This window comes from Mesorhizobium sp. M0276, from assembly GCF_040321755.1.
In the GTDB taxonomy this organism is placed as follows: domain Bacteria; phylum Pseudomonadota; class Alphaproteobacteria; order Rhizobiales; family Rhizobiaceae; genus Mesorhizobium.
This window is the reverse complement of record NZ_JAMYSC010000050.1, coordinates 18,394-42,572: the sequence shown is the minus strand read 5'-3', so window position 1 is coordinate 42,572 and position 24,179 is coordinate 18,394. Positions and strand designations below refer to the sequence as shown.

Sequence of the window (24,179 nt, the reverse complement as noted above, 5' to 3'; positions counted from 1 at the left end):
AGAGAGAAGACGGACAAACCCCGTTTTACGGGGCATGCACATGCGGCATTTCGATTCACTCAAAACTTTCCCCGGACAGCCCTGCGTCGATCGGGGGAGAGGTGGCCGCGAAGCGGTCGGAGAGGGGGAGCAACGCTGGTGAATTGTCTATGAGGCCATAAGACAGGTCGAGCCTTTCCCCCTCTCCGTCTCGGCTTCGCCGAGCCACCTCTCCCCCACTTTCGTGGGGGCGAGGAAAAGATCACATCGCGGTAAAGCCGTTGTCGACGAACAGATGCGTGCCGTTGACGAAGCTCGACTCGTCGCTGCCTAGGTACAGCGCTGCCTTGGCCACCTCTTCCGGCTCGCCGATGCGGCCTTGTTGCGCGGCCAGTGCCGCGTCGGAGACATCGACACCGAGCTTGCCCAAATCGGCGACCTCGCGCAGGCCGTGCGGCGTACGGATGAAGCCGGGACATACGGCGTTGCAGCGGATGTTGCGGTCGCGGAACTCGACGGCGATGGCGCGCGCGAACATGTGGCAGGCGCCCTTGGTGGTGTCGTAGAGCACTTCGTTCGGCGTCGCCGCCACCGCCGAGATCGACGAGGTGCAGACGATCGAGCCGCCGCCCGCCGCGATCATGCCGGGCAGCACGGCGCGCGTCATCAGGAACATCGAGCGCACATTGACGGCATGCAGCCAATCCCATTCCTGTACCGTCGTCTCCAGGAAGGGTTTGATGACGATGGTGCCGGCTGGTTGAACAGCACGGTGACCGGACCGAACTTTTCAGTCGCGCCCTTCACGGCCGATTCGACCTGGCCTTCATCGGAGACGTCGGCGACGAAATGCGCGGCGACATGGCCACGCTCCCGGATCGCCGCCGCGGTTGCGACAGCGGCCTCGTTATTGCGGTCGATGATCGCCACCTTGGCGCCTTCCGCCGCAAACAGTTCCGAGGCCGCCCCGCCCATTCCCGTCGCGCCGCCTGAAATGATAGCGACCTTGCCGGCCAGTCTTGTGCCCATTGCCTCGCTCCCTATTTGACGATTCCGCTCTGCATGGTTGGGCGATGCTACCGCGCTCGCAGCGGGCAGCCAACGCACGAATTGGGTGCAGCAGGGACACGGCCATAGGTCCATCCCACGCACAGGCGATTTGGACATGCCATGTTCGGCCGCTTGCTCGATCATACGCGCTCAGCAAGTGACAACCAATTTTCGAACATAAATGAGAAAATTATTCTCTCTAAGGTGCGAAAATAGCAATCGACAAAGTCTACAAGTTTTATAGATTAACCGGCGAGACGGAGGCAGATATGTCCTATATCCAGAACGCCCAGACGGATCGCAGCGGCCAGAGGCTGGCCAATGCCCAGACCTTCCGCCCGGCCTATGCCGGCGCTTTCGCCTATGTGGTCTTTGCCCTTGCGTTTGTGTTCACCGGGGCCGTTGTTCTGGGCCTCATCCCCTAGCGTTCGTCAGATCGACCGGGGTTAGCTACCCCACCGCTTCCAGGCAATCGGAGTTGAATGAACCGAATCCTCGGTGCGCTTGCGCGCGCCCGACACAATTGAGGAGATGGCAATGCCGATCGAGTTCACGCATGTTCCCGGCAAGACCGCCGACGCTGCAGTTCCCTTTTTCTATGACTTCGCCGAGACCGCGACCAAGCTCGGACTGATCGAGGACGGCGGTTTCCGCAAGATCGTCGTCGACGACTCGGCCGGGCTGCTGACCGATATGGATCTTGCTGCCCAGGTGCTGGACCGGACTTCGTCGCTGGAAGTCGTGCTGACGCACTGGGCGGGCGTGGTTGAACCGACCGTGGCGGCCCGCCAGCTTGCGTCGATCGATAGGAAAAGCGGCGGGCGGCTGGTGCTGCGGATGATCAGCGAGCCGCTGAGCGACGCCGACGCCGAAACACGGCCGGTCGGCCATACCGTCATCTGGCAGCGCATCGACGAATATCTGGTGCTGCTCAAGCGGCTTTGGTCGAACGACCGGCCCTTCGACCATGAAGGCGCGTTCTACAGTATCAAAGGCGGCTACGTGCCGCGCAAGGGTCCGCACGGCGCCGACCTGATCATCCGCATGGGCGGGCAATCCGGGACGGCAGTCAAGGTGGCTGGCCGGCATGCCGATGTCTTCGAACTGGCACCGGGCTCGATCGACGAAGTCCGGCAGTCCATGGAGCGGGTGCGGGTCGCGGCCGCCGAACACGGCCGGGCGAGCAAATTGCGCTTTGCGCTTCCGGTCAGGATCCACCAGGGTGCTTCCGCCCCCGGCCTCAAGGCGGTCGACGTGGCCGGCCCGCCGGCCCAGGCCGCCCTGTCGCTGCTTGCCTATGCGGCTCTCGGCATTGATGAATTCATGATTGTCGGCGTCGACACGCCGCGTGAGATCGCCACCGTCGGCCGGGAAACGATCGCCCTGCTGCGCAATTCGCTGGTGCGCCGCGAAACGGACGCATTCCAGCCCGGGACGTTCGCGCCGCGCGCGGGTATTGAGACGCGCGCAGCGGGGTGAGGGCCTTCAGCCCTTCGGTGCTTCAGGCCTGTCGCCAAGCCGCGACAGGCCCTCTATGACGGCGTCTGAATCCGTCAGTGCGCCAAACACGCCGTCCTCGATTGTCACCATATGAAGCGCGGCTTCGTGGGCTTGTCTGTCGCCGCTGGCACAGGCATCCGAGATCGTCAGGCATTGAAAATTGCGGTCGCATGCCTCGCGCAGCGTGGTGTGGACGCAGACATCCGTTGTGCATCCTGAAAACAGCAGATGCGTGATGCCTTGCGCGCGCAGGACAAGTTCGAAATCCGTATAGGTAAAGGCGCTGTTGCAGGTCTTGTCGACGATGATGTCCTTCGGCGCGACGTCGATCTCCGGAACAATCTGGAACCCTGGACCCGAGCGCAGCAGGATCTCGGTGCCTTCGAGCCCGCCGCGCTTGCGGCGCCATTTCTCGTAGGGCGTCATGTCGGCCATGTCAGCCCGATAGCCCTGCCTGGTGTGGATGATCCTGACGCCGGCCTTGCGGGCGGCCGCTATCAGCCGGCTCACGGCCGGCAGGATCGCCCTGAGCGGCGACGGGTCATATCCCTGCCTGGCGAAGTAGCCCGTCGTCGACAGAAAATCGTGCTGCAGGTCGATGACGATCAGCGCGGTGTTTTCGGCAACCAGCCTGCCGTCGAAGGGGAAGTCGAAGGGCGTTGCCTTGATCATCCGGGCTCTCCTCACCGATTTGTGGGGCCCATCCTGACCGGCGAAGCAGCAGCCGTCCACCGGCGTGGCAGCCCAACGCGAAGCGGCAGAATGCCGAGGTGCGGCAGGTCACGACGGTTTGTTGATCGTTGCAGTCATCTTTAATGTTGACTAGCAACGTCATGTTTCCTAGTCAACCGGGGCATCGGCTTGCCGAAAGCCGGAATCTGGAGATGCAAGCGGCCGCATTGGAGAGATGCCATGATCGTGGCTGGAATTGATGCCCAGACTGCCTTCCATATCGACGCGGTGCGCTTTGCCGTCGGCGCGAGGACCCTGCTCGGTCCGGTCTCGCTCGAACTGGAGCGCTCGCGCGTCTACGGGCTGATCGGCCACAATGGTTCGGGCAAGTCGACGCTGATCAAGCTCATGGCGCGCCAGCAGCCGGCAAGCTCGGGCGCGATCACCTTCGCCAGGCGCCCGCTGCCGCAATGGGGCGCCCGCGAGTTCGCTCGAGCGCTTGCCTATCTGCCGCAGACGACGCCGGCGGCGACCGGTCTCACCGTGCGCGAACTGGCGACGCTCGGGCGCTATCCCTGGCACGGCGCGCTTGGCCGTTTCCGTGCCGAGGACAGGCAGCATGTCGACGAGGCGCTGGCCCTGACCGACATGGAAGGCTTTGCCGACCGGCTGGTGGACGAATTGTCCGGCGGTGAACGCCAGCGCGCCTGGCTGGCCATGCTGGTGGCACAGAACGCCGGCGTCATGCTGCTCGACGAGCCGATCTCGGCACTCGACATCGCCCATCAGGTCGAGGTGCTCGGGCTAGTCAGAAATCTCAGCCGCAAACGCGACCTTTGCGTGGTGGTGGTGCTGCACGATCCCAACATGGCGGCGCGCTATTGCGACGAGCTGATCGCGCTTAAGGACGGCAAGCTGCTGACGCGCGGCACGCCTGGCGAGATCATGCGAAGCGATGTGCTGAAAGGCATTTTCGGCGTGGAGATGGGCGTGTTCGCGCTCCCCGTCACCGGCCAGCCCGTCGGTTACGTGCAGTGAGGAGATTTGATGCAGCGGTGGGAAATAGAAAGCGGCTGGCCGCTGTGAGAACAAGGAAGACGCTGTTGTCTAGATATGGTTTGTTGGCGGCGTTGGTCGCATCCGTCATCCTGTCGGTGGGTAGCGCGACCGCCCAGGAGCAACCGGTCAGGGGCGCGCCCGCGATCGAAGCGCCCGCCGCGCCGCCAGCGCCCGTTGCACCGGCGCCCGCTGCACCGGCAGTCGCGCCGCCGGCTACGATGGCGCCGGTGCGGCCAGCCAATCAGCCGAACACGACCGTGCCCGGCGGGACCGGCCCTTTAGCGGCGATGGAGTCGACCCTGCCGCATGATCTGTCGCCGTGGGGTATGTTCATGGCGGCCGATATCATCGTCAAGGCGGTGATGATCGGGCTGGCCTTTGCCTCACTCGTCACCTGGACGATATGGTTGGCCAAATCGCTCGAGATTTTTGGTGGCAAGCTGCGCATCCGCCGCGCCGTCCGGGCAATCGGCGATGCCGCCACGCTGAAGCAGGCCAGCCGTGCGCTCGACCGCAGCGGCGGCCCCGGCGCGCTTCTGGTGCGGGCGGCCGAGGAGGAGACCGCGCTTTCGGCCGGCGCGCTCGATCATGTCTCGGGCGACGGGCTGAAGGAACGCGTCACATCACGGCTGTCGCGCATCGAGGCGGCGGCGTCGCGGCGCATGTCGCGAGGCACCGGTGTGCTGGCGACGATTGGCTCGACCGCGCCCTTCGTCGGTCTGTTCGGCACCGTGTGGGGCATCATGAACGCCTTCATCGGCATCTCGCAGGCGCAGACCACCAATCTCGCCGTGGTCGCGCCAGGTATCGCCGAGGCACTGCTTGCCACGGCGATGGGCCTTGTGGCGGCAATACCGGCCGTCGTCGTCTACAACGTCTTTGCCCGCTCGATAGCCGGCTACCGGCAGATCCTCGCCGATGCCTCGGCGGGCGTCGAACGGCTGGTCAGCCGCGATCTCGACTTCCGCACGGTCGTACCGGCAACGGCGCTGGCGGCGGAGTAACGCCATGGGCAGCAGAATCCGACAGACCATGGATGAGGATCTCGAGGAGAGCCACGAGATCAACGTCACCCCCTTCATCGATGTCATCCTGGTGCTTTTGATCATCTTCATGGTCGCGGCACCGCTGGCGACGGTGGATGTCAATGTCGACCTGCCGGGCTCGACTGCAACGCCCGCGCCGCGGCCCGAAACGCCGCTGTTCCTGACGCTGAAGGACGACCTGACGCTGGCGATCGGCAACGATAGCGTGCCGCGCCCGGCTTTCGCCGCGACGCTGGACAGCAGGACAAAAGGCGACAAGCAGACGCGCATCTTCCTGCGTGCCGACAAGGCGGTCGCCTATGGCGACTTGATGGACGCGATGAACCTGCTGCGCGGCGCCGGCTATCTGAAGATCGCGCTGGTCGGCCTCGAGGCGGCGCCGGCAGCCACTGGTGCAGCGGGGCCATGATGCATGCGGCCGCCTTGCCCTCGGTCGAGTTGTCGCGCTTCGGCTGGCGCGACTTTGGCTTGTGGGCTATTGCAGCCGCGCTGGTCCTCGGAGCCCATGTCGCGGTCGCCTATGCCATGCAGAATTTCACGATGGTCACCGACCCGGACGGCGGTCCGCCGCCAGCTCTGGTGATCGAGATGGCGCCGATGGTGGTGATGCCGGCCGTGGAGGAACAGCTTGCGGCGCCGGACGCGGTGACATCAGATCAGGCCGAGCCGACACCAACGACCGAGCCGACGCCTGAAGTGCCGGTCGAGAAGGCGGAGCCGGTTATCGAACAGACGGAAGCCGTCGCCCCCGACGAGCCCACCCAGACCGAAATGGCTGAACAGGTCGACCAGCCGCCGGATGAGGCCGTTCCGGATGTTGTGGAGGCTGTCACACCCAAGGTCGTCATTCCCTTGCCGCAGCCGAAACCGGTCGATGTGGTCAAGGACAAGAAACCAATCGAGGCCAAGCCGCCAAAGCCTGGCGAAAAGCCCAAGCCACCGTCGAAGAAGGAGAAGGCGCCGCCGCCGAGGACGGCAACCGTCGCAAGTACCGATGCAAAGCCCGCATCCAGGACCGCAGCGCCGAAGTCGGCAGCACCGACGACGCGCTCCGGCGACGCCAGCAAGTGGGACTCGCGCCTGGGCGCTTGGATCAAGCGGCACACGCGCTATCCCAGTTCGGCCAAGGCTCGCCGGGTGGAAGGCAAGCCGTATGTCGCGTTCACGGTCGACTCGTCCGGCCGGGTCCTGTCCGCCAGGCTCTCTCGCTCGTCCGGAGATGCGGATTTGGACCGTGCCGCACTGGCGGTGCTGCAAGGCGCCACAGTGCCGGCACCGCCGCCGGAACTCGGTTCGCGCCAGAGCCGAACGGCGCCATTCGTGTTCAGCCTGCGCAACTAGAGACTAGACTAAGGCCGGGCCCATCAGTAGCTCAACGACAGGCTCACGGCCTCGACCTGCCGCAGATAGAAGAGGCATTTCGTGCGCAGCATCCTGAGATTCGGGTCGTCGGAAGGCGTCCACTCCGCTCCAGACACTGACGGCCTGGCAGCTGTCGTCAATTGCTACCGCGACGAGCGCATGCCGCTACGCACTCCTGGGCTGGGCGGTGCGAATGTCCTTTGCCTTGGGGTGCAGCGGGTTACCACTGAGCTGCGTGTGCCTGGCCGGCCGTGCGCCGCGAAGAACGTCGAAGGCTTCCGCATAGGCCATGCCCAGCAGATAAGAGATCATGGGAAAACGGCCGGCTTCAGCCATCTGCACGAGCTCATTGGTTACCGACGAAATATACTGAAGACTGTCGAGTTCCGACTGACGTAAGGACTGATTCGACACGTGCTGCTCCTGTCAGACTGATGGTACCCTGGGGAACGTCGGCGCGGAACGCCTTCAGCGCTTGTTGTCGTGCATGGCCTGCGAAAAGAAGACAGTCTGCGTGCCGGCCGCAATCGTCAGCTTCGGAGCTGTGTTCACTTTCCTGGCCATTTTTGTCCCTTCCTGACCATCGGGATCCGTTGAAAGCTCATCCAGAACGAGATCCACAGCAAGAAATGTAAGGTCGAAAGCGTTAACGATCTGTTAAAATTGTAGTAAATCCGCGAGCCAAAGACAGGCGGACGGATTATCTTTCTTGGTGTTAAAGTGTAAAATATCGTTTTTATTCGGATACAGAGTAGACAATCGCTAACGTACGCTTTTTCGGTATAGGCTTATTCTTATTTAGCGTAAACCACGGTGATCGAGGCGATCAGCCCAGCCCATCCTGGGTCAGGCTGACCACAAGTTGATCGACGCCGGGATCGTCGAGCCTGATGACATGTGCCATGCGGATGGCGTCCCTTGAACGGATGTTGGCGGTGTCGCGCCGCATGATGACGGACACGAATGCCGGCCCGGCCTCCGTCAGAAGCATGGCCTTGCCAATCAGCACCGGTTCGAAGATCGGAGCCCATTGCACGGAGATCAGCGACGGTTCGCCGGTCTGGCGGCGGTTGATGCCGCTGAAATAGATCCAGTTCAGGCGCGAGATCGCCACTCCATAGTGGTTGCCTCGCGCCCGCGCTGATGTCGATCCCTGGCGTTCCGACCATCCGGTGACGCTTCTGAAGGTGACCAACTCGGCCTGGCGACGCACGAAGGTTACTGACCGCATCAAGTGGTCGGGCCGGGCCGGGATCGAAAAATAGGTGAAATAGGTGCCCCCCGCGATCGATGGGCTGGGCGGGCGGATCATCTGGTTGAACAAGCCCTCGGACACCTGCGGCAGGCCGCGGACCCTGGGTTCGGCGACACCGGGATCCCGGTACAGTTCGGGCTCGTTGATCCGGAAGTAGTCGCATATCAGCGCGGCGGTGGCCTTGTTGGGAACCGTCTGTCCTTGCAGGTAGCGCTCGAACTGCGTGCGGTTGATGCCCAGCTCACGGCATACCGCGCTTACGGAGGCATGGTCCTTGCAGAGCCGTCTAAGGTTTGCAGCGAGATTCTCGCGAATTGACACGTTTTTGCTTCCGCAGGCGGCTTCTTCATTTCGATTCGAAAACCCATATAGCGTCTCCAGTCGCCCCGCAGAAACGCCTTGTCACAACGCACAGAAAACTGATTTGGTAGCGCCAATCTAGGGGGGCGGCTTCCAAAAAAATAGCGGCAATCCACGGGCAGCTTCCGCCAAAAGCCCAACTGACAACAGTTTTATCGGGTATCGCGAGGCGCAGTAGCGGCCTTCGCCGGCACGTTGGCACAACAAATATCGCCGGCAGGCGAGCGCGCAGCGTTTCTCTTGTCGTGAAAAGCAGAAATCGATTATTCCGCTGGTGGAGCTGAGGAGGATCGAACTCCTGACCTCGTCATTGCGAACGACGCGCTCTCCCAGCTGAGCTACAGCCCCGTCCAGCGGATGGGGCATTTATCGGGCGCCGTGGTTTCCTGTCAAGGCGGCGCTTTGCCGAAATCGGTGGCCGCCGACTTCGGGCCGCATGCGGCGGAAGGCGGCACTTGCCGGTTTCGCCTGCAATGGCTACATGTCGGCAACAATTGGAGACCGGCATGCTCGCCCTCATTCAAACAATCGTCATGGCGCTAGACCTCTACTGGTGGGTCATCATCGCCTCGGCGATCTTCTCCTGGCTTTACGCCTTCAACGTCGTCAACTCGCGCAATCAGTTCGTCGGTTCCATAGGCAACATGCTTTACCGCCTGACCGAGCCGGCATTGCGGCCGATCCGCCGTTTCATGCCGGACCTTGGTGGCATCGACATCTCGCCGATCATCCTGCTTCTGGTCCTGTTCTTCTTGCGGCAGTTCATACTCACCACGGTGGCACCTCTGATCCTGTGAGCCCGTTCCGCTTGCGCGATGGTGGCGTCGACCTGTTTGTCCGGCTGACGCCAAAGGCTGCGCTGGACAGGCTTGAAGGCGTCGAGACGTCAGCGGACGGACGAAGCCATTTCAAGGCTCGCGTCCGCGCCGTGCCGGAAAGCGGTGCAGCCAATAAAGCGCTCGAAAAGTTGATCGCCAAGACGCTCGACGTGCCGGTGTCCGCCGTCTCGATTGTCGCTGGCGGCACCGCCCGGCTGAAGACCGTGCGCATCGCAGGCGACCCGGCGATGCTGGCGAAAAACATCGAGGCGCTCGGCCAACAGTCGTGATGGCCTTAATAGGATGTTCAATCCCCCAGCGGCAGACGCGGATCGTCGACTTTCAACGTGTTCACACTCTGCTTGATGCGGCGCAGGTTTTCCAGAACCCGCGGTCCACGCGTCTCGGCGACCGACGTGACGATCATGTCGACGATCGACAGCAGCGCGTAGCGCGACGATGTCGGCTTGTAGATGTTGCCGTCCTCCAGCGACTGGAAATGGATGACCGTGTCGGCGACCCTAGCGAGTGCGGAATCCGGCGGGGTGATGGCGATTGTGGTGGCGCCATATTGCTGGGCGACCTGCACCGCATCGATGACCGACCGCGCATAGCCGGAGACAGAGAAGGCGATCAGCGTGGTGTCGGGCGTGGCAACGGCGGCGTACATGCGCTGCAGCTGTCCGTCGATCTGCGCCAACACCGACACGCCGAGCCTGAACAGCCGGTTCTGCATCTCGGTCGCCATCATCGACGAAATGCCGCCGGAGCCGATGCACAGCACATTGCCGGAAACGGCGACGCGTGCGGCGACGGCGACCAGCGTCGTCATGTCGAGATTTTCGCTGGCGCGCTGGATGGCTGATATCGCCGCTTCGGTGATGGCGGAAGCGATGCGCTGTTCGCGCGCGTCGCGGTTCAACGGTTCCGGCGACAGATACTGGCCGCCAATGGCGATGGCTTGCGCCAGATAGAATTTGAAGTCGCGCAAGCCCTCGCAACCGAGGTTGCGGCAGAAGCGTGTCACGGTCGGCTCGCTGACGCCGACGCGCGCGGCAATTTCCGAAATCGCCGCCTTGGAGACAAAGTCGAGATCGGCCAGCACGAAGCCTGCCAGCTTGCGATCCGACTTCGTTCCGTCCTGCAATATCAGCTGTAGTCGCGTGATGATGTCGGCCGGCGTCTTCATAGAGGCAGGCCCGTCGCCTTGTCGAACAGGTGGATGTTGCCGGGGTCGACAGTCACCGGCAGCACGTCGCCCGGCCTGACCGGCACCCTGTCGCGGAACACGGCGCGCACCGTGTCAGTGCCGATGGCGCCATAGACGTGGGTTTCCGAGCCGGTCGGCTCGACGACATCCACCTTGATCGCCATCGCGTCGGCAGCCTCGCCGATGACAAAGTGCTCCGGCCGGATGCCGGCCTCCACTGCAGTGCCCACAGGTACCTCTTTGCCGGCAAGCGCAAGCCGCCCGCCGCCGACCGATTCGAACCAGGTTTTCTCGGGCGATGTCTTGAGAGAACCCGAGACAAAACTCATCGATGGGGAGCCGAGAAAGCTGGCGACGAACTTGTTGGCCGGGCTGTCATAAAGCTCCAGCGGCGCCCCGACCTGCTGGATCCGCCCGCGATCCATCACCACGATGCGGTCGGCCATGGTCATGGCTTCGATCTGGTCGTGGGTGACATAAACGATCGTCGATTTCAGCCGCTGGTGCAGCGCCTTGATCTCGACGCGCATCTGCACGCGCAGTTGCGCGTCGAGATTGGACAATGGTTCGTCGAACAGGAACACCGACGGCTCGCGCACGATGGCGCGGCCCATGGCGACGCGCTGGCGCTGGCCGCCCGACAGCTGGCGGGGGTAGCGGTCGAGATAGGAGAACAGATTGAGGACGCCGGACGCCTTTTTGACCTTTTGGTCGACCGCCTCGCGTGCCTCGCCGCGTATCTTCGGGCCGAAGCCGATATTCTCCGATGCCTTCAGGTGCGGAAACAGCGCATAGGACTGGAACACCATGGCGATGTTGCGCAGCTGCGGCGGCAGCGCATTGGCGCGCACGCCGCCGATCAACAGGTCGCCGGAGGTGATCGTCTCCAGGCCGGCCAGCATGCGCAGCAAGGTCGACTTGCCGCAGCCGGATGGGCCGACCAGCACGACGAACTCGCCGCTCTTGATGTCGAGGCTGATGTTTTCGAGGATCTTGTGCTGCCCGAAGGATTTCGACAGGTCGCGAAACTCGACGTCGGTCATGCTCACGCTCCCAGAATATTGTCGATGAACGGCAGGCAACCAGCGGTCAGCCCTGCGTCCACCGGCATCACCACGCCTGTTATTCCAGATGCGCGATCGGACGCAAGGAAAGCGACCGCTTCCGCCACTTCCGAAGCGTTGACGAAGCGGCCGAGCGGATAGAGCCGCTGCAGCTTGCCGAGGATTTCGGGATCCTTGGCAAGGCGGTGGTCCCAGGCGGCGGTGTGGATCGACCCGGGGCAGACGACATTGGCGCGCAGGCCGTTGCGGCCGAGCTCGACGGCGATCGCCTTGGCATAGGCGTTGATGCCGGCCTTGGCCGCGGCATAGGCGGGATTGCCGAAATGCGCGATGGCGTTGACCGAGGAGATGAAAACGATGCTGCCGGAGCCGCGCCCGGCCATCGCCTTGACCAGCGGATCGGCGAAAGTCACCACTCCGGTCAGGTTGAGGTCGAGTTCCTGCTCTATACTGCCGGGGTTGAGCGCGGAGAGCGTCTCGGCGCGCGTCCAACCGGCATTGTTGATGAGAATGTCCGGCACGCCATCCCGTTCGAGGATCGCGGTGATCGCCGTCGCAATCGACGCCTTGTCGAGAAGATCGAAGACGTGGCGGGAAGCAAGATGCGGGCTCCTCAACGTCTCGCTCGATCGATCGCAGCCGATAACCCTGGCGCCCCGTTGCGCCATCAGCGCCACGATAGCGGAGCCGAGTCCGCCGCCGGCACCCGTCACCACGACGGCTTTGCCCTCGAACTCGGCTTTGCCTTCGAATTTGGGTCGCGAAACCACCGTGCGTCGTCCTCGCTGACAGATCCGTGCAAGGCCTAGGCCAGAATATGTAAGTAAGCAACAGAAAAATCTGCTTGCAAGCCATTAAATCCCGGATAATGTAGGAAAGTCACATAAATCTTCTGGCTTAGGCTACGAAGAGCGCGCATGCGCAATATCAAATGGGAGAGATCAAATGAGCCTTGCAAAATGGACTGCCGGCCTGATGGCCGGAATGAGCATGCTGGCAATCGCGGCGCAGGCGGATGCGGGCGAGGTGCGCGTCACCGTTGCCGAGTACAGCGCCAAGACTGCTCCCTATTTCGCCGACGTCAAGAAGGAATTCGAGGCGGCAAACCCCGGCATATCAGTCAAGTTCGAGGTGGTACCTTGGGATGTGCTGCTGCAGAAGCTGACCACCGACATCACCGCCGGCACCAATGCCGATCTTTCGATCATCGGCACGCGCTGGCTGATCGACTTCGTGCAGCAGGACGTCGCGGAGCCGCTCGATAGCTACATCAAGCCTGACTTCAAGGACCGCTTCATCGACACTTTTCTTTCGCCCTCGATCATGGACGGCAAGACCTACGGCCTGCCGATCGCGGCCTCGGCGCGCGCCATGTACTACAACAAGGAGCTGTTCGAGAAGGCCGGCATCGCCAATCCGCCGGCAACCTGGACCGAGCTGCAGGAAGATGCCCGCAAGATCAAGGCGCTCGGGTCCGGCACCTTCGGTTTCGGCCTGCAGGGCAAGGAGATCGAGACCGACGTCTACTACTACTATGCGATGTGGTCCTACGGTACCGAAATCCTCAACAAGGACGGCACCTCCGGTCTCAGCACCCCTGGTGCGCTTGAAGCCGCCAAGCTCTACAAGTCGATGATCGACGAAGGTCTGACGGAGCCCGGCGTCACCTCCAACAGCCGCGAGGACGTACAGAACCTGTTCAAGCAGGGCAAGGTCGGCATGATGATCACCGCACCCTTCCTGTCCAACCAGATCAAGGAGGAGGCGCCGAACCTGAAATACGGCGTGGCGGCCATTCCCGCCGGGCCGACTGGCGCGCGCGGCACGTATGGCGTCACCGATTCCATCATCATGTTCAAAAACTCCAAGAACAAGGACGAGGCCTGGAAGCTGCTCGATTTCCTGTTTACCACGGAACAGCGCGCCAAGTTCACGCAAGGTGAAGGCTTCCTACCGGTGAACAAGGAAGAGGCGAAAATGGACTATTACGTCAACAATGCCGATCTGGCGGCGTTCACCGCGCTGTTGCCCGACGCCCGCTTCGCGCCGGTCATTCCCGGCTGGGAAGAGGTCGCGCAGATCACGTCGGATGCCATGCAGAAGATCTATCTCGGCGGCGACCCCGAGGCAGGATTGAAGGACGCAGCCGCCAAGGCCAACGCCGTCCTGAAGAAATAGGGCGTATCTCCCTGCGCCCGTGGCGCGCTCCCCTCAGGCGGGCGCGCCACCCCTTGGTTCCCGGCCCGGATTCCAGCGTGCCGAGGTTGCAGGCTAGCCGATGCAAAATCGTTTCTTGCCCTATCTCCTGACTTTGCCCAGCCTGTTTCTGGCGGCGGTCGTTATTTTCTGGCCCGTCTGGGACCTGATCCAAATCTCGACACATGATGTCAACCGCTTCGGCCAGCTGCGCGAATTCAACGACTTTGCCAATTTCGCAGCGCTCACCGCCGATCCCGATTTCATGGCCGCGCTCTGGCGCACCGGCCAGTGGACCGTGATGGTCGTCGGCGGTGCGCTTTTGCTGTCGATTCCGGTGGCGATGATCCTCAACACCGATTTCTATGGCCGCGGCATCGCCCGCGTCATCATCATGCTGCCCTGGGCGGTGTCGCTGACCATGACCGCGGTGGTCTGGCGCTGGGCGCTGAGCGGCGAAAGCGGCATGCTGAATTCGGCGCTGATCGGCCTCAGCCTCATCGATCACAACATCCAGTGGCTGGCGAGCGCCGAGACCGCTTTCCCGATGCAGGTGCTGATCGGTATCCTGGTGACTGTGCCATTCACGACGACGATCTTCCTCGGCGGGCTGTCGTCGATCCCGGACGACCTCTACGAGGCGGCGGCTCTCGAGGGGGCGACGCCGCTCCAGCAGTTCCGCGAGATCACCTTTCCGCTGCTGAAGCCGTTCATCAACATCGCCATCGTGCTCAACACCATCTACGTCTTCAATTCCTTCCCGATCATCTGGGTCATGACGCAAGGCGGGCCGGCCAACTCGACCGACATCCTGGTCACCCATCTCTACAAGCTGGCCTTCCGCATCGGCAAACTCGGCGAAGCGTCGGCGGTGTCGCTGGTGATGTTCGCCATACTGCTGGTCTTCACCATGATCTATGTGCGGCTGGCAATGCGGGAGCAACGCGCATGACAAATCGGCTCATGACGGGAAAGCTGAAGCGCTCGATCATCGCCTGGCTGCTGCTGACGCCCCTGATCGTGGTGACGCTCTTTCCCTTCGCCGTGATGCTCCTGACCGCGGTTAAGCCAAGACAGGAAGTGCTGTCGCCGACCTGGTGGCCGAGCGAATTCCGCTGGTCGAATTTTTCCGACATGTGGGTGGCGACCGGCTTTGGCCAGGCGCTGCTCAATTCGCTCTACGTGTCTGTGATCGCCACCGTCGGCGCCATCCTGATCTCGGTTCCGGCTGCCTATGCGATGTCGCGCTTCCGCTTTGCCGGTTACGGCGCCTTGCGCCAGTTCCTGCTGATCTCGCAGATGATCTCGCCGATCGTGCTGGTGCTTGGCCTGTTCCGGCTGATGGCCGCCTGGGGCCTTGTCGAGAGTACGACGGCGCTCGGCTTCATCTACATGGCCTTCAACGTCGCTTTCACGGTTTGGATGCTGCAGAGCTATTTCGACACCATTCCGCGCGATCTCGAGGAGGCGGCCTGGATGGAAGGTGCCGGCCGCTGGTTGACCTTGCGCAAGGTGTTCCTGCCGCTCTGCCTGCCGGCGGTCGCGGTGACCGCGATCTTCACCTTCATCAATGCCTGGAACGAATTCGTCGTCGCGCTCACCATGCTGCGCAGCCAGGAAAGCTATACGCTGCCGATCCAGGTGTTTTCGCTGGTCGCCGGCCGCTACACGATCGAATGGCACCACGTCATGGCGGCGACGTTGCTGGCGACCTTGCCGGTGGCCATCCTGTTCATCTGGCTGCAACGTTACCTCGTCCGCGGGCTGGCGCTCGGAGCGGTCAAATAGCGCCTATTCACGACGGAGCTTTCATGCGCATTTTCACCGCCTCGCTGGCAACGGAAACCAACACCTTCTCGCCGGTGCCGACCGACCGGGCCTCGTTCGAGATGGCCTTCTATGCCGGGCCTGGCAAGCATCCGGAAACGCCGACCCTGTGCTCGTCGCCGATGGTCGCGCTGCGCCGGCGCGCGGCCGTAGAGGGCCTCACCATCATCGAGGGCACCGCCACCTGGGCCGAGCCGGGCGGCCTGGTGCAGCGGCAGACCTATGAGGCGCTACGCGACGAGATCCTGGGCCAGCTCAAGGCAGCACTGCCGGTCGATGCCGTCATCCTCGGCCTGCATGGCGCGATGGTGGCGCAAGGCTATGATGATTGCGAAGGCGATCTGCTCGAACGCGTCCGGGCCATGGTCGGGCCGGAGGTGGTGATCGCTGTCGAACTTGATCCGCACAGTCATCTGACGCCGAAGCGCGTCGCGGCCTCAGACATCCTCGCCTACTTCCTCGAATTTCCACACACCGATTTCTACGAGCGCGGCGAACATGTCGTCGAGCTTGGCTTGGCAGCGGTGCGCGGCGAGATCAAGCCTGTCATCTCGACCTTCGATTGCCGCATGATCCAGGTGCTGCCGACCAGCCGCGAGCCGATGCGCTCTTTCGTCGACCGTATCAAGGCGCTGCACGGCAAGGACGGCGTGCTGTCGGTCTCGGTCATCCATGGCTTCATGGCTGCCGACGTGGCCGAGATGGGCACGCGCATCCTGGTTGTCACCGACAATGACAAGGCCAAGGGCGACGCGCTGGCGGAACGGCTGGGGCGCGAACTCTATGCGCTGCGCGAGAAGACGGCAATGACGATGCTGAGCACCGCCGACGGCATCAATCGGGCGCTGGCTGTGTGCGCGGAAAATCCGGGCAAGCCGGTGGTTATCGCCGACATCTGGGACAATCCCGGCGGCGGCGTTCCTGGCGACGGCACCTTCGTGCTGCGCCAGATGCTGGAGCGTGGGCTGAACAATGTCGGCGTTGCCACGATCTGGGATCCGATTGCCGTCACCTTTTGCCTGGCGGCCGGCGAGGGCGCGGTCATCGACCTGCGTTTCGGCGGCAAGGCCGGACCGCAGGCCGGGGAGCCGATCGACGCACGGGTCAAGGTGCTGAGGGCGGTTGCGGAGGGTTGGCAAAGTTTCGGGCCAAGCCGGGTGACGCTTGGGCCGGCGGCCCTGGTCCGCATCGAAGGCACCGAGGTCGACATCATCCTCAACACCAACCGCACGCAGACCTTCGAGCCGGATATCTTTTCCAATATCGGTGTCGATCCGCTGGCCAAGGACATGCTGCTGATCAAGTCGACCAATCATTTCTACGCCGGCTTCGAGCCGATCGCTGCCGAGATCATCTATGTCTCGGCGCCGAGTTCGTATCCGAGCAATCCAGCGGTGACCAACTACACCAAGCTGACGCGGCCGATCTGGCCGAGGGTGGCGGATCCGTGGAAGGACGCTGGTAATCTCCCCCCTTGAGGGGGAGATGTCGCCGAAGGCGACAGAGGGGGTCGTCTCTCGTGAAGCGCCAACCTTTTTCTGCCGCGGCAGGTCGAGCCCGGTCGGACCGACCCCCTCTGGCCGCTTCGCGGCCATCTCCCCCTCGAGGGGGGAGATTACCCAGCGCTACACCAATCCGCGCTTCACCATCATCGCTTCCGGTGACGGCATCTTGCCGCGAAACGCCGTGTAAAGCTCCTCCGGGTCTTTCGAGCCGCCGGCGGCATAGATGTTCTTGCGCAGCCGCTCGGCGAGTGCGGGGTTGAAGGGGTCGCCGGTCTCCTCGAAGGCGGCGAAGGCGTCGGCATCGAGCACTTCCGACCACATGTAGGAGTAATAGCCGGCGGAGTAGCCGTCACCGGAAAACACGTGGCCGAAATGGGGGGTGCGATGGCGCATGGCGATGGTATCAGGCATATCAAGCTTTTCGAGCGTTTCGGCTTCGAAACGAAGCGGCTCCTGCGGCGCATCCGGCCGCGCATGATAGGCCATGTCCATCAAGGCAGAGGCGGTGAATTCCACTGTTGCAAAGCCAGCGCCGAAAGTCCGCGCGGCCAGCATCTTATCGAGCAGCGCCTTGGGCATCGGCTTGCCGGTCTTGACATGCAACGCGTGCTTTTCCAGCACAGCCGGCACGGTCAGCCAGTGCTCGTAGAGCTGCGAGGGCAGTTCGACGAAATCTCGGCTGACCGAGGTTCCGGCGACCGACGGCCAGGTGACATCGGTCAGCATGCCGTGCAGCGCATGGCCGAACTCGTGGAACAGCGTCTTCGCCTCGTCGACCGACAGCAGAGCCGGCTCGCCGACCGGCGGCTTGGCGAAGTTCATGATGTTGTAAATCACCGGTTTCGAGCCGTGACCGAGCCCATAACCGGATTGCAGCGCGCTCATCCAGGCGCCGGAGCGCTTTGACGGCCGGGCGAAATAATCGGCGAGGAACAGGCCGCGCTCGCTGCCGTCGGCATTCCTAACCACGAAGACACGGGCGTCGGGATGCCAGACGGCGATGCCTTTCTTCTCCACGAAGGTTATGCCGAACAGCCGTGTCGCCACGTCGAAGCAGGCGTCGATGATCCGGTCGAGCTGCAAATAGGGTTTCAGTTCGGCCTCGTCGAAGGCGAATTTCTCCGCACGCAGTTTCTCCTGGTAAAAGCGCCAGTCCCAGGCGGCGAATTTTTCATTGCTGCCCACCTGCGTCGCCAGCCGCTGCAGGTCGGTCTTGTCGGCCGCTGCTTTTTCCAGCGCCTTCTCCCACACCGGATCAAGCAGCGCGTGCACCGCCTCCGGCGTCTTGGCCATGGTGTCGTCAAGCTTCAGCGCGGCGAAGGAGCCGTAGCCGAGCAGCTTTGCCTTTTCGGCGCGCAGCTTCAGCATGTCGCGCACTACGGTTGTGTTGTCGGTGGCGCCGCCATTCTGGCCGCGCATGGTGAAGGCGCGGAAAGCGGTCTCGCGCAGGTCGCGGCGTTCGGAGAAGGTCGAGAACGGCTCATAGATCGAGCGCGACAGGGTGACGGCATAGCGGCCCTTCTGGCCGCGCATTTCGGCCGCCTCGGCCATCGAGCTTTTCAGAAAGTCCGGCAGGCCGGCCAGGTCGGCCTCGTCGAGGAACAGCGCCCAGTCGCGCTCGTCGGCAAGCACATTCTGGCCGAAAGTCGTGCCGAGCGAGGACAGCTCCTCGTTGATCTTTGCCAGCCGTTTCTTGCCGTCGGCGTCGAGCTTGGCGCCGGATCGTACAAAACCCTTCCAGGTCTTTTCCAGGACCCGCAGGGTCTCGGCGTCGAGCTTCAGGCTCTCGCGGCGTTGGTAGAGATCGTCGATGCGGGCAAACAGCCTCTCATTCATCGAAATCGCCGAGAAATGCCTGGACATCTTTGGCGAGATGTCGCGCTCCAGGGCCTGGATCGCTTCATTGGTGTAGGCGCCGGCGCGGCACCAGAAGATCGACGAGACACGGTCGAGCGCCTCGCCGCCGAGTTCCAACGCGGCAAGCGTGTTCTCGATGGTCGGCGTATCTTCGTTGCCGGCGATCGCTTCGATCTCGGCCTCATGCGCCTTCAGCGCCGCATCAAAGACCGGGGAAAAATCGCCGTCGCCAATGCGCGTAAAATCGGGCAGGCCGAGCGGTCCTTGCCACGCAGTCAGCGGATGGGCGGCGAGGTCGACGGCTTTCGTGGAATGCATGGACAGTCTTTCGCTGGTGATGGCAGGCAGGGTGGGTCGCTACCGATGTAGGACGCGACCGGCGGACCCGCAATACAGCAGGTGTCCGATAGCCGCTTCAAAAACCGTCGCAGTTCTCGGCGATCGCCGCTTGCGAGCTGGCGGTGATGCGGTTGTCGGCCACCGCGAAAGTTTCCTGCATCAGCATGTCGTTGTTGGGAAAGTCGTAGCAGGCCACCACCGTGGTAACGCCGCCTTCGCTCTTCTCGATCCGGTGCCGAATGGAAGTACCGGCAACCGCGCCTTTCCATTCGTCGATCGAGGCGATGAATTCCTGCTTGCTTTGCACAATTCCGAGATCGTCCAGCTTGATGCGGACATCGTCGGAGAGCAGGTCGGACAGCTCGGTGCGGTCGGCGACCAGCAACGCCGAATACCAGCGGCTGATGGTGGCGCGGTCATCGGCGCGGGCGGCAACAATAGCGATCAGCAGCGCGGTCGCCGTCAAAACGGTCGACCGGATATTCACCGCCTTGCGCGCTCTCTTCATCCCAGCTCCGGCCGTTCGAAATCGCCGGTTTCCTTGTTCATCACCCAGAGTTCACCAGTCGAAATGTCGAACCAGGCGCCGTGCAGCGACAGCCGCCCCTTGCCCTCGAGGATCGAGACGCACGGAAAGGTCCGGAGATTGGCAATGGAATAGCGGATCGAGATGCGCTCCAGAGCGGTCTGGCGCTCGGTCGCCGTCATGAAGGTGCTGGAGGAGACGGTTTCCGCCGCCGGCGCGATCAGGCTCATCCACTTGCCGATGAAGTCGCCGGGCGACAGCGGTGCGAAATTGGTGTCGAGCGCAGCGCGGATGCCGCCGCAGCGGCCATGGCCCATGACGACGATGTTCTTGACCTTGAGGCTCTGCACGGCGAATTCGAGCGCGGCGGAGGTCGAATGGAATTCGCCGTCAGGCGCGTAGGGCGGCACAAGATTGCCGACGTTGCGCACCACGAAGAGTTCGCCAGGTCCGGCGTCGAAGATCGCTTCGGGTGCGGCGCGGGAATCGCAACAGGCAACGATCATCGTCTCCGGCGCCTGGCCTTCGCGGGCGAGCTCGCGATAGCGTCCGCTCTCGGTGAGGTAGCGGCCGCTCATGAAATTGCGATAGCCGGCGAGGAGATGGTCGGGGAGGTGAGGCATGGGCGGCTAAGGCCTTTCCGGGGTTGGAGGCGGCAGCTCGTTGCAGTCGAGACAAGCCTCTAGCGGCAAAAGCCCGTCACGAGCAATGCAGAATTGTAGGAGCTCGTCGTAAAAAGCCAGGCACGAAGCGCGACTCTCGCAGGCACCCTCACGCCCAAATGGCAACCGGTATGCCAACACGATCGATGAGCGGTGGGTCGGGATACGGCCGTGCCTCGCCATCGGCGATGCGGCCGGCGACGAGCATCATCGCCGCCGCGTCAAGGAAGTCATCGGCGGCCGCCCCGCGTGGCGGCGGCTGGTCGAGGAAGCCCATCTCATAGCCGTGCCGGCAGAGCAGCGCCTTGCGTTCCGCCATGCCGTCCGGATTGATGCTGCCCTTGATCTTCTTCGGCAGCCGCATGGCCTGATCGCCATTCAGCCGGCAGAAGGCGACCTCCGGATGCGATTCGAACACACGGCCGCGCAAATCGGGCCGCGCGATCAGCAGTGCGTCGATCTCGCGGATCTTGGCAAAAATGCCGAACGCCTGGATCGAAACGCCGCGCGGCGGGTCGGATGTGGCTTTGGCCACCTCGCTTGCCCTGATGTGAGCGGCATGCCAGGCTTCGATGGTGGTGAAGTCGCTGGTGTCGGCATAGAGCGCGGCGCGGGACGGGATCGAGAAGACGCTGGATTGGCGCGCCCCAAGCAACGGGCGCACCAGCGCTTCGGGGCCGCGCCCACCTTTGCTCGAAAATTCGGGCAGCCCGATCGGCATGTCGACAGCAATGACAGCATCGTCGGGGAGTGAGGCAAGCAGGGCAGCAAAGCTTGCAAAGACAGCGACGGAGGGTGCCGAACCGGGGTTACGAAGTATCGAACCGGGGTTACGAGGTGTCGAACCGAGTTCGCGCCGCACGACAATCCAGCCGGCCTTGCAGCCGTCGACGCCGACGAGCACGGCCTCCGTCGATGTCACGCCCGGCGGTCCCGCCCCGGATGCGTGAGGTGGCGCAGCTGCACCATCGCCATCGGGTGCGACAGGCTCTGCGCATCGGTTTCGAGCTGCAGTTCGTCGCCGCCGCGCTTGGCGGTGCGCGCCAGGATCTCGTAGACCGCCGCCGTCGTCGATTGCAGCGCCTTGATCGGCGGCTGGCCGGACAGGATGCGCGCCAGGTAGACCGCAGCCGTCAGGTCGCCCAGGCCATTCGGCGGCTTGTCGATCAGGCGATGCTCGGCAAGCAGCACTTGGTTGCCGTCGAGCAGAAGATTGCCGGTGCCGCCCGTCATCATCGACGGCGCCGAGGTGACCAGCATGGTCGATGGTCCGGCATGGAGGGCGGCCGCGATCACCGATTTCAGGTCGGGCAAAGGCGCGCCGGCCATCCATTCCAGTTCGTAGCGATTGGGGGTGGCGATGTCGGCGATCGGCATCAGCCGGTCTCGCATGGCGATGGCGGTCGGTTCGGGCACATAGAGGCCGCCCGAATCACCCATCACCGGATCACAGATATAGACGGCGTCAGGCGTCCTTGCCTTCACCGCGGCGACCAGCGAGGCGACCGCCTCGGCCTGGCCGGCCTCGCCGAGATAGCCGGATAGCACGGCGCCGACCTCACCCAGCCACGGCGCGCGCTCCAGATCGGCCATCAAAGCCTTGAACTGGTTGAGCGGCGGCACGATGCGCGTCGCCCTCCCATGGCCGGGATGCCAGGGCAGGATGACCGTCGGTACTGCCCAGACCGGGAAGCCCAGCGTCTCCAGCGCGAACACGGCGGCGCGATTGCCGACCGAGCCGCGCGCGACATGGCTGGAAATGACGATGACCGCACGCGGCGCGTCGGTTTGTTCGGCGCTCATTGTTGCTTGATTCCTAACTGCCCCGGATGACGTAAAGCACGAGCCAGACCATCAGGCCCAGCGCCAGCAGCAGGCCAAGTGTCCGGCCAATGCGGGTGCCCCAGACTTCGATCGGATCGGCACGATCGGCATCGGCCGCGGTGACGTGATCGTGCATGCCTTTCGTGGCCCGCGCGACAAACGAGTTGCCGGCCGGATCCGTCTCTTGGGCAACGCGCTCGAGGATGCGGCGCGATTCCTTCTCGCTGTCCTGGCGTTCCGCCATGGTGATGTCCTGTTTCGACAGGACCTTACCGCGTTCGCCTTGCCAATTACAGGGCCTTGCGGCTGACGGTAACGTGTCGATAACCGTGCCCGCCGAGGTCATTTTCTTGTGTGCCGATTGTGGTAATGCTTCGCACGCAACTTCTACCGAGGGACCCCTTCATGTTTGCCCAGCGCATTGCCCCGCCGTCCATGTTCCGCACGCTGCCTGCCATCCTGATGATGGCGATCGTGCTGCCGCTGCTTGCCGGCTGCGGTTACAACACCATCCCGACGGCAGAGGAAAACGCCAAGGCGGCATGGAGCGAGGTGCTGAACCAGTATCAACGCCGCGCCGACCTCATCCCCAACCTGGTCGAGACGGTCAAGGGCTATGCCTCTCACGAAAAGGACACGCTCGATGCGGTCGTCGAAGCCCGCGCCAAGGCCACCCAGATCACGGTGACGCCGGAAACGTTGAACAATCCTGAAGCGTTCAAGAAGTTCCAGGACAGCCAGGCCGGCCTGACCAGCGCACTGTCGCGGCTCTTGGCTGTGGTCGAGAACTATCCCGACCTCAAGGCCAACCAGAATTTCCTGGCGCTGCAGGCGCAGCTTGAAGGCACCGAAAACCGCATCGCGGTGGCGCGGCGCGACTACATCCTGGCGGTGAAGGAATACAATCTGACGCTGAGGACCTTCCCCTCGGTGCTGTGGGCGACCTTCTGGTTCCGCAGCAACCAGCCCTTCGCCAATTTCACCATCGAAGACGACAAGCTACTGACGCCGAAGGTCGATTTCGGCACGAAGCAGGGCGGGTGATCGTCGACTGCCATCGGAATAAATCTCGCGAAATCACGGACTGCTGGCGTGCAAACACCCCCCTCTGTCCTGCCGGACATCTCCCCCTCAAGGGGGGAGATTGGCAGTTTCGAGCGCATTGCTCATCCTTCTGCGTCGGTGATTGGCGAAGGCCGGTGTGACGTCCAATCTCCCCCCTTGAGGGGGAGATGTCCGGCAGGACAGAGGAGGGCGCCGCGGAACACCTACCTTTCCTTTCTTAGCCTTCTTGCCAGCCTCTTCTTCCTCCCCATCACCGCCTTCGCCGCCGAACTTCCCGCTCTGACCGGCCGTGTCGTCGACAATGCCGGCATCATCGATGCGGCGACGAAGGCGGCGCTGACGCAGAAGCTTGCCGATTTCGAGACGAAAGGCTCGGATCAGATCGTCGTCGCGACGATTCCCAGCCTCGATGGCGAAGAGATCGAACCTTACGCCAACCGGCTGTTTCGCTTCTGGAAACTCGGCCAGGCGAAGGAAAACAATGGCGTGCTTCTGTTGGTGGCGAAAAATGACCGCAAGATGCGCATCGAGGTCGGCTACGGGCTGGAAGGCACGCTGACGGACCTGCACACCAAGCTGATCATCGAAAACGACATGGTGCCGGCCTTTCGCGCCGGCGATTTCTCCGGCGGCATAGAAAAGGCCGTCGACGACATGATCATGGTGCTGGAAGGCAATCCGGAGGAATTGGAAGCGCGGGGCAAGCGCAACCAGCAGGCGCCCTTCAATTCCGATGACCTGTTCTTCGGCGTCTTCATCAGCATCTGGGCGATCATCTTCTTCGGCAGCATCGCGGCTTCGGTCCTGCCGCCGATCTTCGGCCAGAAGCTTGGGCCCGGCCGCTATCGCTGGCTCGGCATGACTTTCGAGCCACACCGGCGGTCCTCCGGTGGCGGCTGGTCGTCGGGAGGTTCCGGCGGTGGCTGGTCCTCGGGCGGCGGCGGGTTTTCCGGCGGCGGTGGCTCATCCGGTGGGGGCGGTTCTTCAGGAAGCTGGTGAGACA

The 24,179-nt window shown here is 63.1% G+C and carries 26 protein-coding genes, 1 tRNA gene and 1 pseudogene; 14 read left to right on the top strand and 14 right to left on the bottom strand.

Features of this window, described 5'->3' with window-relative positions; translation table 11 throughout:
• Positions 1-241: 241 nt before the first annotated feature.
• Positions 242-1,008, bottom strand: a pseudogene (locus NKJ01_RS28860) (SDR family NAD(P)-dependent oxidoreductase).
• Between the two features lie 290 nt (positions 1,009-1,298).
• On the opposite strand from NKJ01_RS28860, the gene NKJ01_RS28855 reads away from it, so the two are divergent.
• Both NKJ01_RS28855 and NKJ01_RS28850 read left to right on the top strand, forming a co-directional pair.
• On the top strand, positions 1,299-1,454 hold the full coding sequence (locus tag NKJ01_RS28855) for a hypothetical protein (RefSeq protein WP_023760893.1): 156 nt from the start codon (positions 1,299-1,301) through the stop codon (positions 1,452-1,454).
• A gap of 112 nt (positions 1,455-1,566) precedes the next feature.
• A complete protein-coding gene (locus NKJ01_RS28850) occupies positions 1,567-2,508 on the top strand; it encodes an LLM class flavin-dependent oxidoreductase (protein ID WP_352733284.1) in 942 nt (313 codons plus the stop codon).
• A 6-nt stretch (positions 2,509-2,514) separates the two neighbouring features.
• On the opposite strand, the gene NKJ01_RS28845 is transcribed toward NKJ01_RS28850, so the two are convergent.
• Complete coding sequence (locus NKJ01_RS28845; RefSeq protein WP_352733281.1) at positions 2,515-3,201, bottom strand: cysteine hydrolase family protein; 687 nt, start codon at positions 3,199-3,201, stop codon at positions 2,515-2,517.
• A 240-nt stretch (positions 3,202-3,441) separates the two neighbouring features.
• On the opposite strand from NKJ01_RS28845, the gene NKJ01_RS28840 reads away from it, so the two are divergent.
• The 4 genes from NKJ01_RS28840 to NKJ01_RS28825 all read left to right on the top strand — a co-directional run bounded on the left by NKJ01_RS28840 (position 3,442) and on the right by NKJ01_RS28825 (position 6,647).
• Positions 3,442-4,239 (top strand): ATP-binding cassette domain-containing protein, encoded by a 798-nt coding sequence (locus NKJ01_RS28840; RefSeq protein ID WP_352733279.1) that lies wholly within the window; start codon positions 3,442-3,444, stop codon positions 4,237-4,239.
• A gap of 65 nt (positions 4,240-4,304) precedes the next feature.
• Positions 4,305-5,264, top strand: a complete 960-nt coding sequence (gene exbB / locus NKJ01_RS28835; RefSeq protein ID WP_352733276.1) for a tonB-system energizer ExbB — start codon at positions 4,305-4,307, stop codon at positions 5,262-5,264.
• 4 nt (positions 5,265-5,268) lie between these two features.
• Positions 5,269-5,715: a TonB system transport protein ExbD gene (gene exbD, locus NKJ01_RS28830; RefSeq protein ID WP_352733273.1), complete on the top strand. Its 447-nt coding sequence runs from the start codon at positions 5,269-5,271 to the stop codon at positions 5,713-5,715.
• Positions 5,712-6,647: an energy transducer TonB family protein gene (locus tag NKJ01_RS28825; RefSeq protein ID WP_352733270.1), complete on the top strand. Its 936-nt coding sequence runs from the start codon at positions 5,712-5,714 to the stop codon at positions 6,645-6,647. The genes exbD and NKJ01_RS28825 overlap by 4 nt, the downstream gene beginning before the upstream one ends.
• Positions 6,648-6,833: 186 nt before the next feature.
• Here NKJ01_RS28825 and NKJ01_RS28820 read toward each other — a convergent pair whose 3' ends face one another.
• The 3 genes from NKJ01_RS28820 to NKJ01_RS28810 all read right to left on the bottom strand — a co-directional run bounded on the left by NKJ01_RS28820 (position 6,834) and on the right by NKJ01_RS28810 (position 8,631).
• Complete coding sequence (locus tag NKJ01_RS28820; RefSeq protein ID WP_352606925.1) at positions 6,834-7,082, bottom strand: hypothetical protein; 249 nt, start codon at positions 7,080-7,082, stop codon at positions 6,834-6,836.
• Between the two features lie 412 nt (positions 7,083-7,494).
• Positions 7,495-8,244, bottom strand: coding sequence for a helix-turn-helix domain-containing protein (locus tag NKJ01_RS28815; RefSeq protein ID WP_352733266.1), 750 nt, complete (start codon positions 8,242-8,244; stop codon positions 7,495-7,497).
• A 311-nt stretch (positions 8,245-8,555) separates the two neighbouring features.
• A tRNA-Ala gene (locus NKJ01_RS28810) sits at positions 8,556-8,631 on the bottom strand.
• Between the two features lie 158 nt (positions 8,632-8,789).
• Here NKJ01_RS28810 and NKJ01_RS28805 point away from each other — a divergent pair.
• Complete coding sequence (locus NKJ01_RS28805) at positions 8,790-9,080, top strand: YggT family protein (protein WP_023760873.1); 291 nt, start codon at positions 8,790-8,792, stop codon at positions 9,078-9,080.
• The gene (locus NKJ01_RS28800) at positions 9,077-9,391 is read left to right on the top strand and encodes a DUF167 family protein (RefSeq protein ID WP_023760872.1); all 315 of its coding nucleotides are present in this window, start codon (positions 9,077-9,079) and stop codon (positions 9,389-9,391) included. The genes NKJ01_RS28805 and NKJ01_RS28800 overlap by 4 nt, the downstream gene beginning before the upstream one ends.
• A 17-nt stretch (positions 9,392-9,408) precedes the next feature.
• Here NKJ01_RS28800 and NKJ01_RS28795 read toward each other — a convergent pair whose 3' ends face one another.
• From NKJ01_RS28795 to NKJ01_RS28785, 3 genes are read right to left on the bottom strand one after another with little or no spacing between them, the layout of a single operon-like run.
• Complete coding sequence (locus NKJ01_RS28795) at positions 9,409-10,290, bottom strand: MurR/RpiR family transcriptional regulator (protein WP_023760871.1); 882 nt, start codon at positions 10,288-10,290, stop codon at positions 9,409-9,411.
• On the bottom strand, positions 10,287-11,354 hold the full coding sequence (locus NKJ01_RS28790) for an ABC transporter ATP-binding protein (protein ID WP_352733260.1): 1,068 nt from the start codon (positions 11,352-11,354) through the stop codon (positions 10,287-10,289). Before NKJ01_RS28790 ends, NKJ01_RS28795 begins: the two co-directional genes overlap by 4 nt.
• Positions 11,355-11,356: 2 nt before the next feature.
• Positions 11,357-12,145, bottom strand: a complete 789-nt coding sequence (locus NKJ01_RS28785) for an SDR family NAD(P)-dependent oxidoreductase (RefSeq protein ID WP_023760869.1) — start codon at positions 12,143-12,145, stop codon at positions 11,357-11,359.
• Between the two features lie 175 nt (positions 12,146-12,320).
• Between NKJ01_RS28785 and NKJ01_RS28780 the strand changes: the two genes are divergently transcribed.
• The 4 genes from NKJ01_RS28780 (at position 12,321) to NKJ01_RS28765 (ending at position 16,876) form a co-directional block, all read left to right on the top strand.
• Positions 12,321-13,553, top strand: coding sequence for an ABC transporter substrate-binding protein (locus NKJ01_RS28780; RefSeq protein ID WP_352733256.1), 1,233 nt, complete (start codon positions 12,321-12,323; stop codon positions 13,551-13,553).
• 100 nt (positions 13,554-13,653) lie between these two features.
• Positions 13,654-14,523 carry a carbohydrate ABC transporter permease gene (locus NKJ01_RS28775; protein WP_352733253.1) on the top strand — a complete coding sequence of 290 codons (870 nt, stop codon included), beginning with the start codon at positions 13,654-13,656 and terminating at the stop codon, positions 14,521-14,523.
• An 11-nt stretch (positions 14,524-14,534) separates the two neighbouring features.
• Entirely contained in the window at positions 14,535-15,359 is an 825-nt protein-coding gene (locus tag NKJ01_RS28770) for a carbohydrate ABC transporter permease (protein ID WP_352733290.1), read from the top strand.
• Between the two features lie 23 nt (positions 15,360-15,382).
• Positions 15,383-16,876, top strand: coding sequence for a M81 family metallopeptidase (locus NKJ01_RS28765; RefSeq protein ID WP_352733250.1), 1,494 nt, complete (start codon positions 15,383-15,385; stop codon positions 16,874-16,876).
• Between the two features lie 147 nt (positions 16,877-17,023).
• Here the strand turns inward: NKJ01_RS28765 and NKJ01_RS28760 are convergent, their stop codons facing one another.
• From NKJ01_RS28760 to NKJ01_RS28735, 6 genes are all read right to left on the bottom strand, one after another.
• A complete protein-coding gene (locus tag NKJ01_RS28760; protein WP_352733248.1) occupies positions 17,024-19,078 on the bottom strand; it encodes a M3 family metallopeptidase in 2,055 nt (684 codons plus the stop codon).
• Positions 19,079-19,175: 97 nt separating this feature from the next.
• A complete protein-coding gene (locus tag NKJ01_RS28755; RefSeq protein ID WP_352733245.1) occupies positions 19,176-19,607 on the bottom strand; it encodes a nuclear transport factor 2 family protein in 432 nt (143 codons plus the stop codon).
• Entirely contained in the window at positions 19,604-20,248 is a 645-nt protein-coding gene (locus NKJ01_RS28750; RefSeq protein WP_023760861.1) for a carbonic anhydrase, read from the bottom strand. The genes NKJ01_RS28755 and NKJ01_RS28750 overlap by 4 nt, the downstream gene beginning before the upstream one ends.
• Before the next feature lie 148 nt (positions 20,249-20,396).
• Positions 20,397-21,209 carry a DUF429 domain-containing protein gene (locus NKJ01_RS28745; RefSeq protein ID WP_352733242.1) on the bottom strand — a complete coding sequence of 271 codons (813 nt, stop codon included), beginning with the start codon at positions 21,207-21,209 and terminating at the stop codon, positions 20,397-20,399.
• Positions 21,206-22,090, bottom strand: coding sequence for a pyridoxal kinase PdxY (gene pdxY / locus NKJ01_RS28740; RefSeq protein ID WP_352733239.1), 885 nt, complete (start codon positions 22,088-22,090; stop codon positions 21,206-21,208). The genes NKJ01_RS28745 and pdxY overlap by 4 nt, the downstream gene beginning before the upstream one ends.
• Positions 22,091-22,103: 13 nt before the next feature.
• Positions 22,104-22,355: a hypothetical protein gene (locus NKJ01_RS28735; protein WP_023760858.1), complete on the bottom strand. Its 252-nt coding sequence runs from the start codon at positions 22,353-22,355 to the stop codon at positions 22,104-22,106.
• 161 nt (positions 22,356-22,516) lie between these two features.
• Between NKJ01_RS28735 and NKJ01_RS28730 the strand changes: the two genes are divergently transcribed.
• Positions 22,517-23,155 carry a LemA family protein gene (locus tag NKJ01_RS28730; RefSeq protein ID WP_352606263.1) on the top strand — a complete coding sequence of 213 codons (639 nt, stop codon included), beginning with the start codon at positions 22,517-22,519 and terminating at the stop codon, positions 23,153-23,155.
• A gap of 177 nt (positions 23,156-23,332) precedes the next feature.
• A complete protein-coding gene (locus tag NKJ01_RS28725) occupies positions 23,333-24,175 on the top strand; it encodes a TPM domain-containing protein (RefSeq protein WP_352606265.1) in 843 nt (280 codons plus the stop codon).
• Positions 24,176-24,179: the final 4 nt, after the last annotated feature.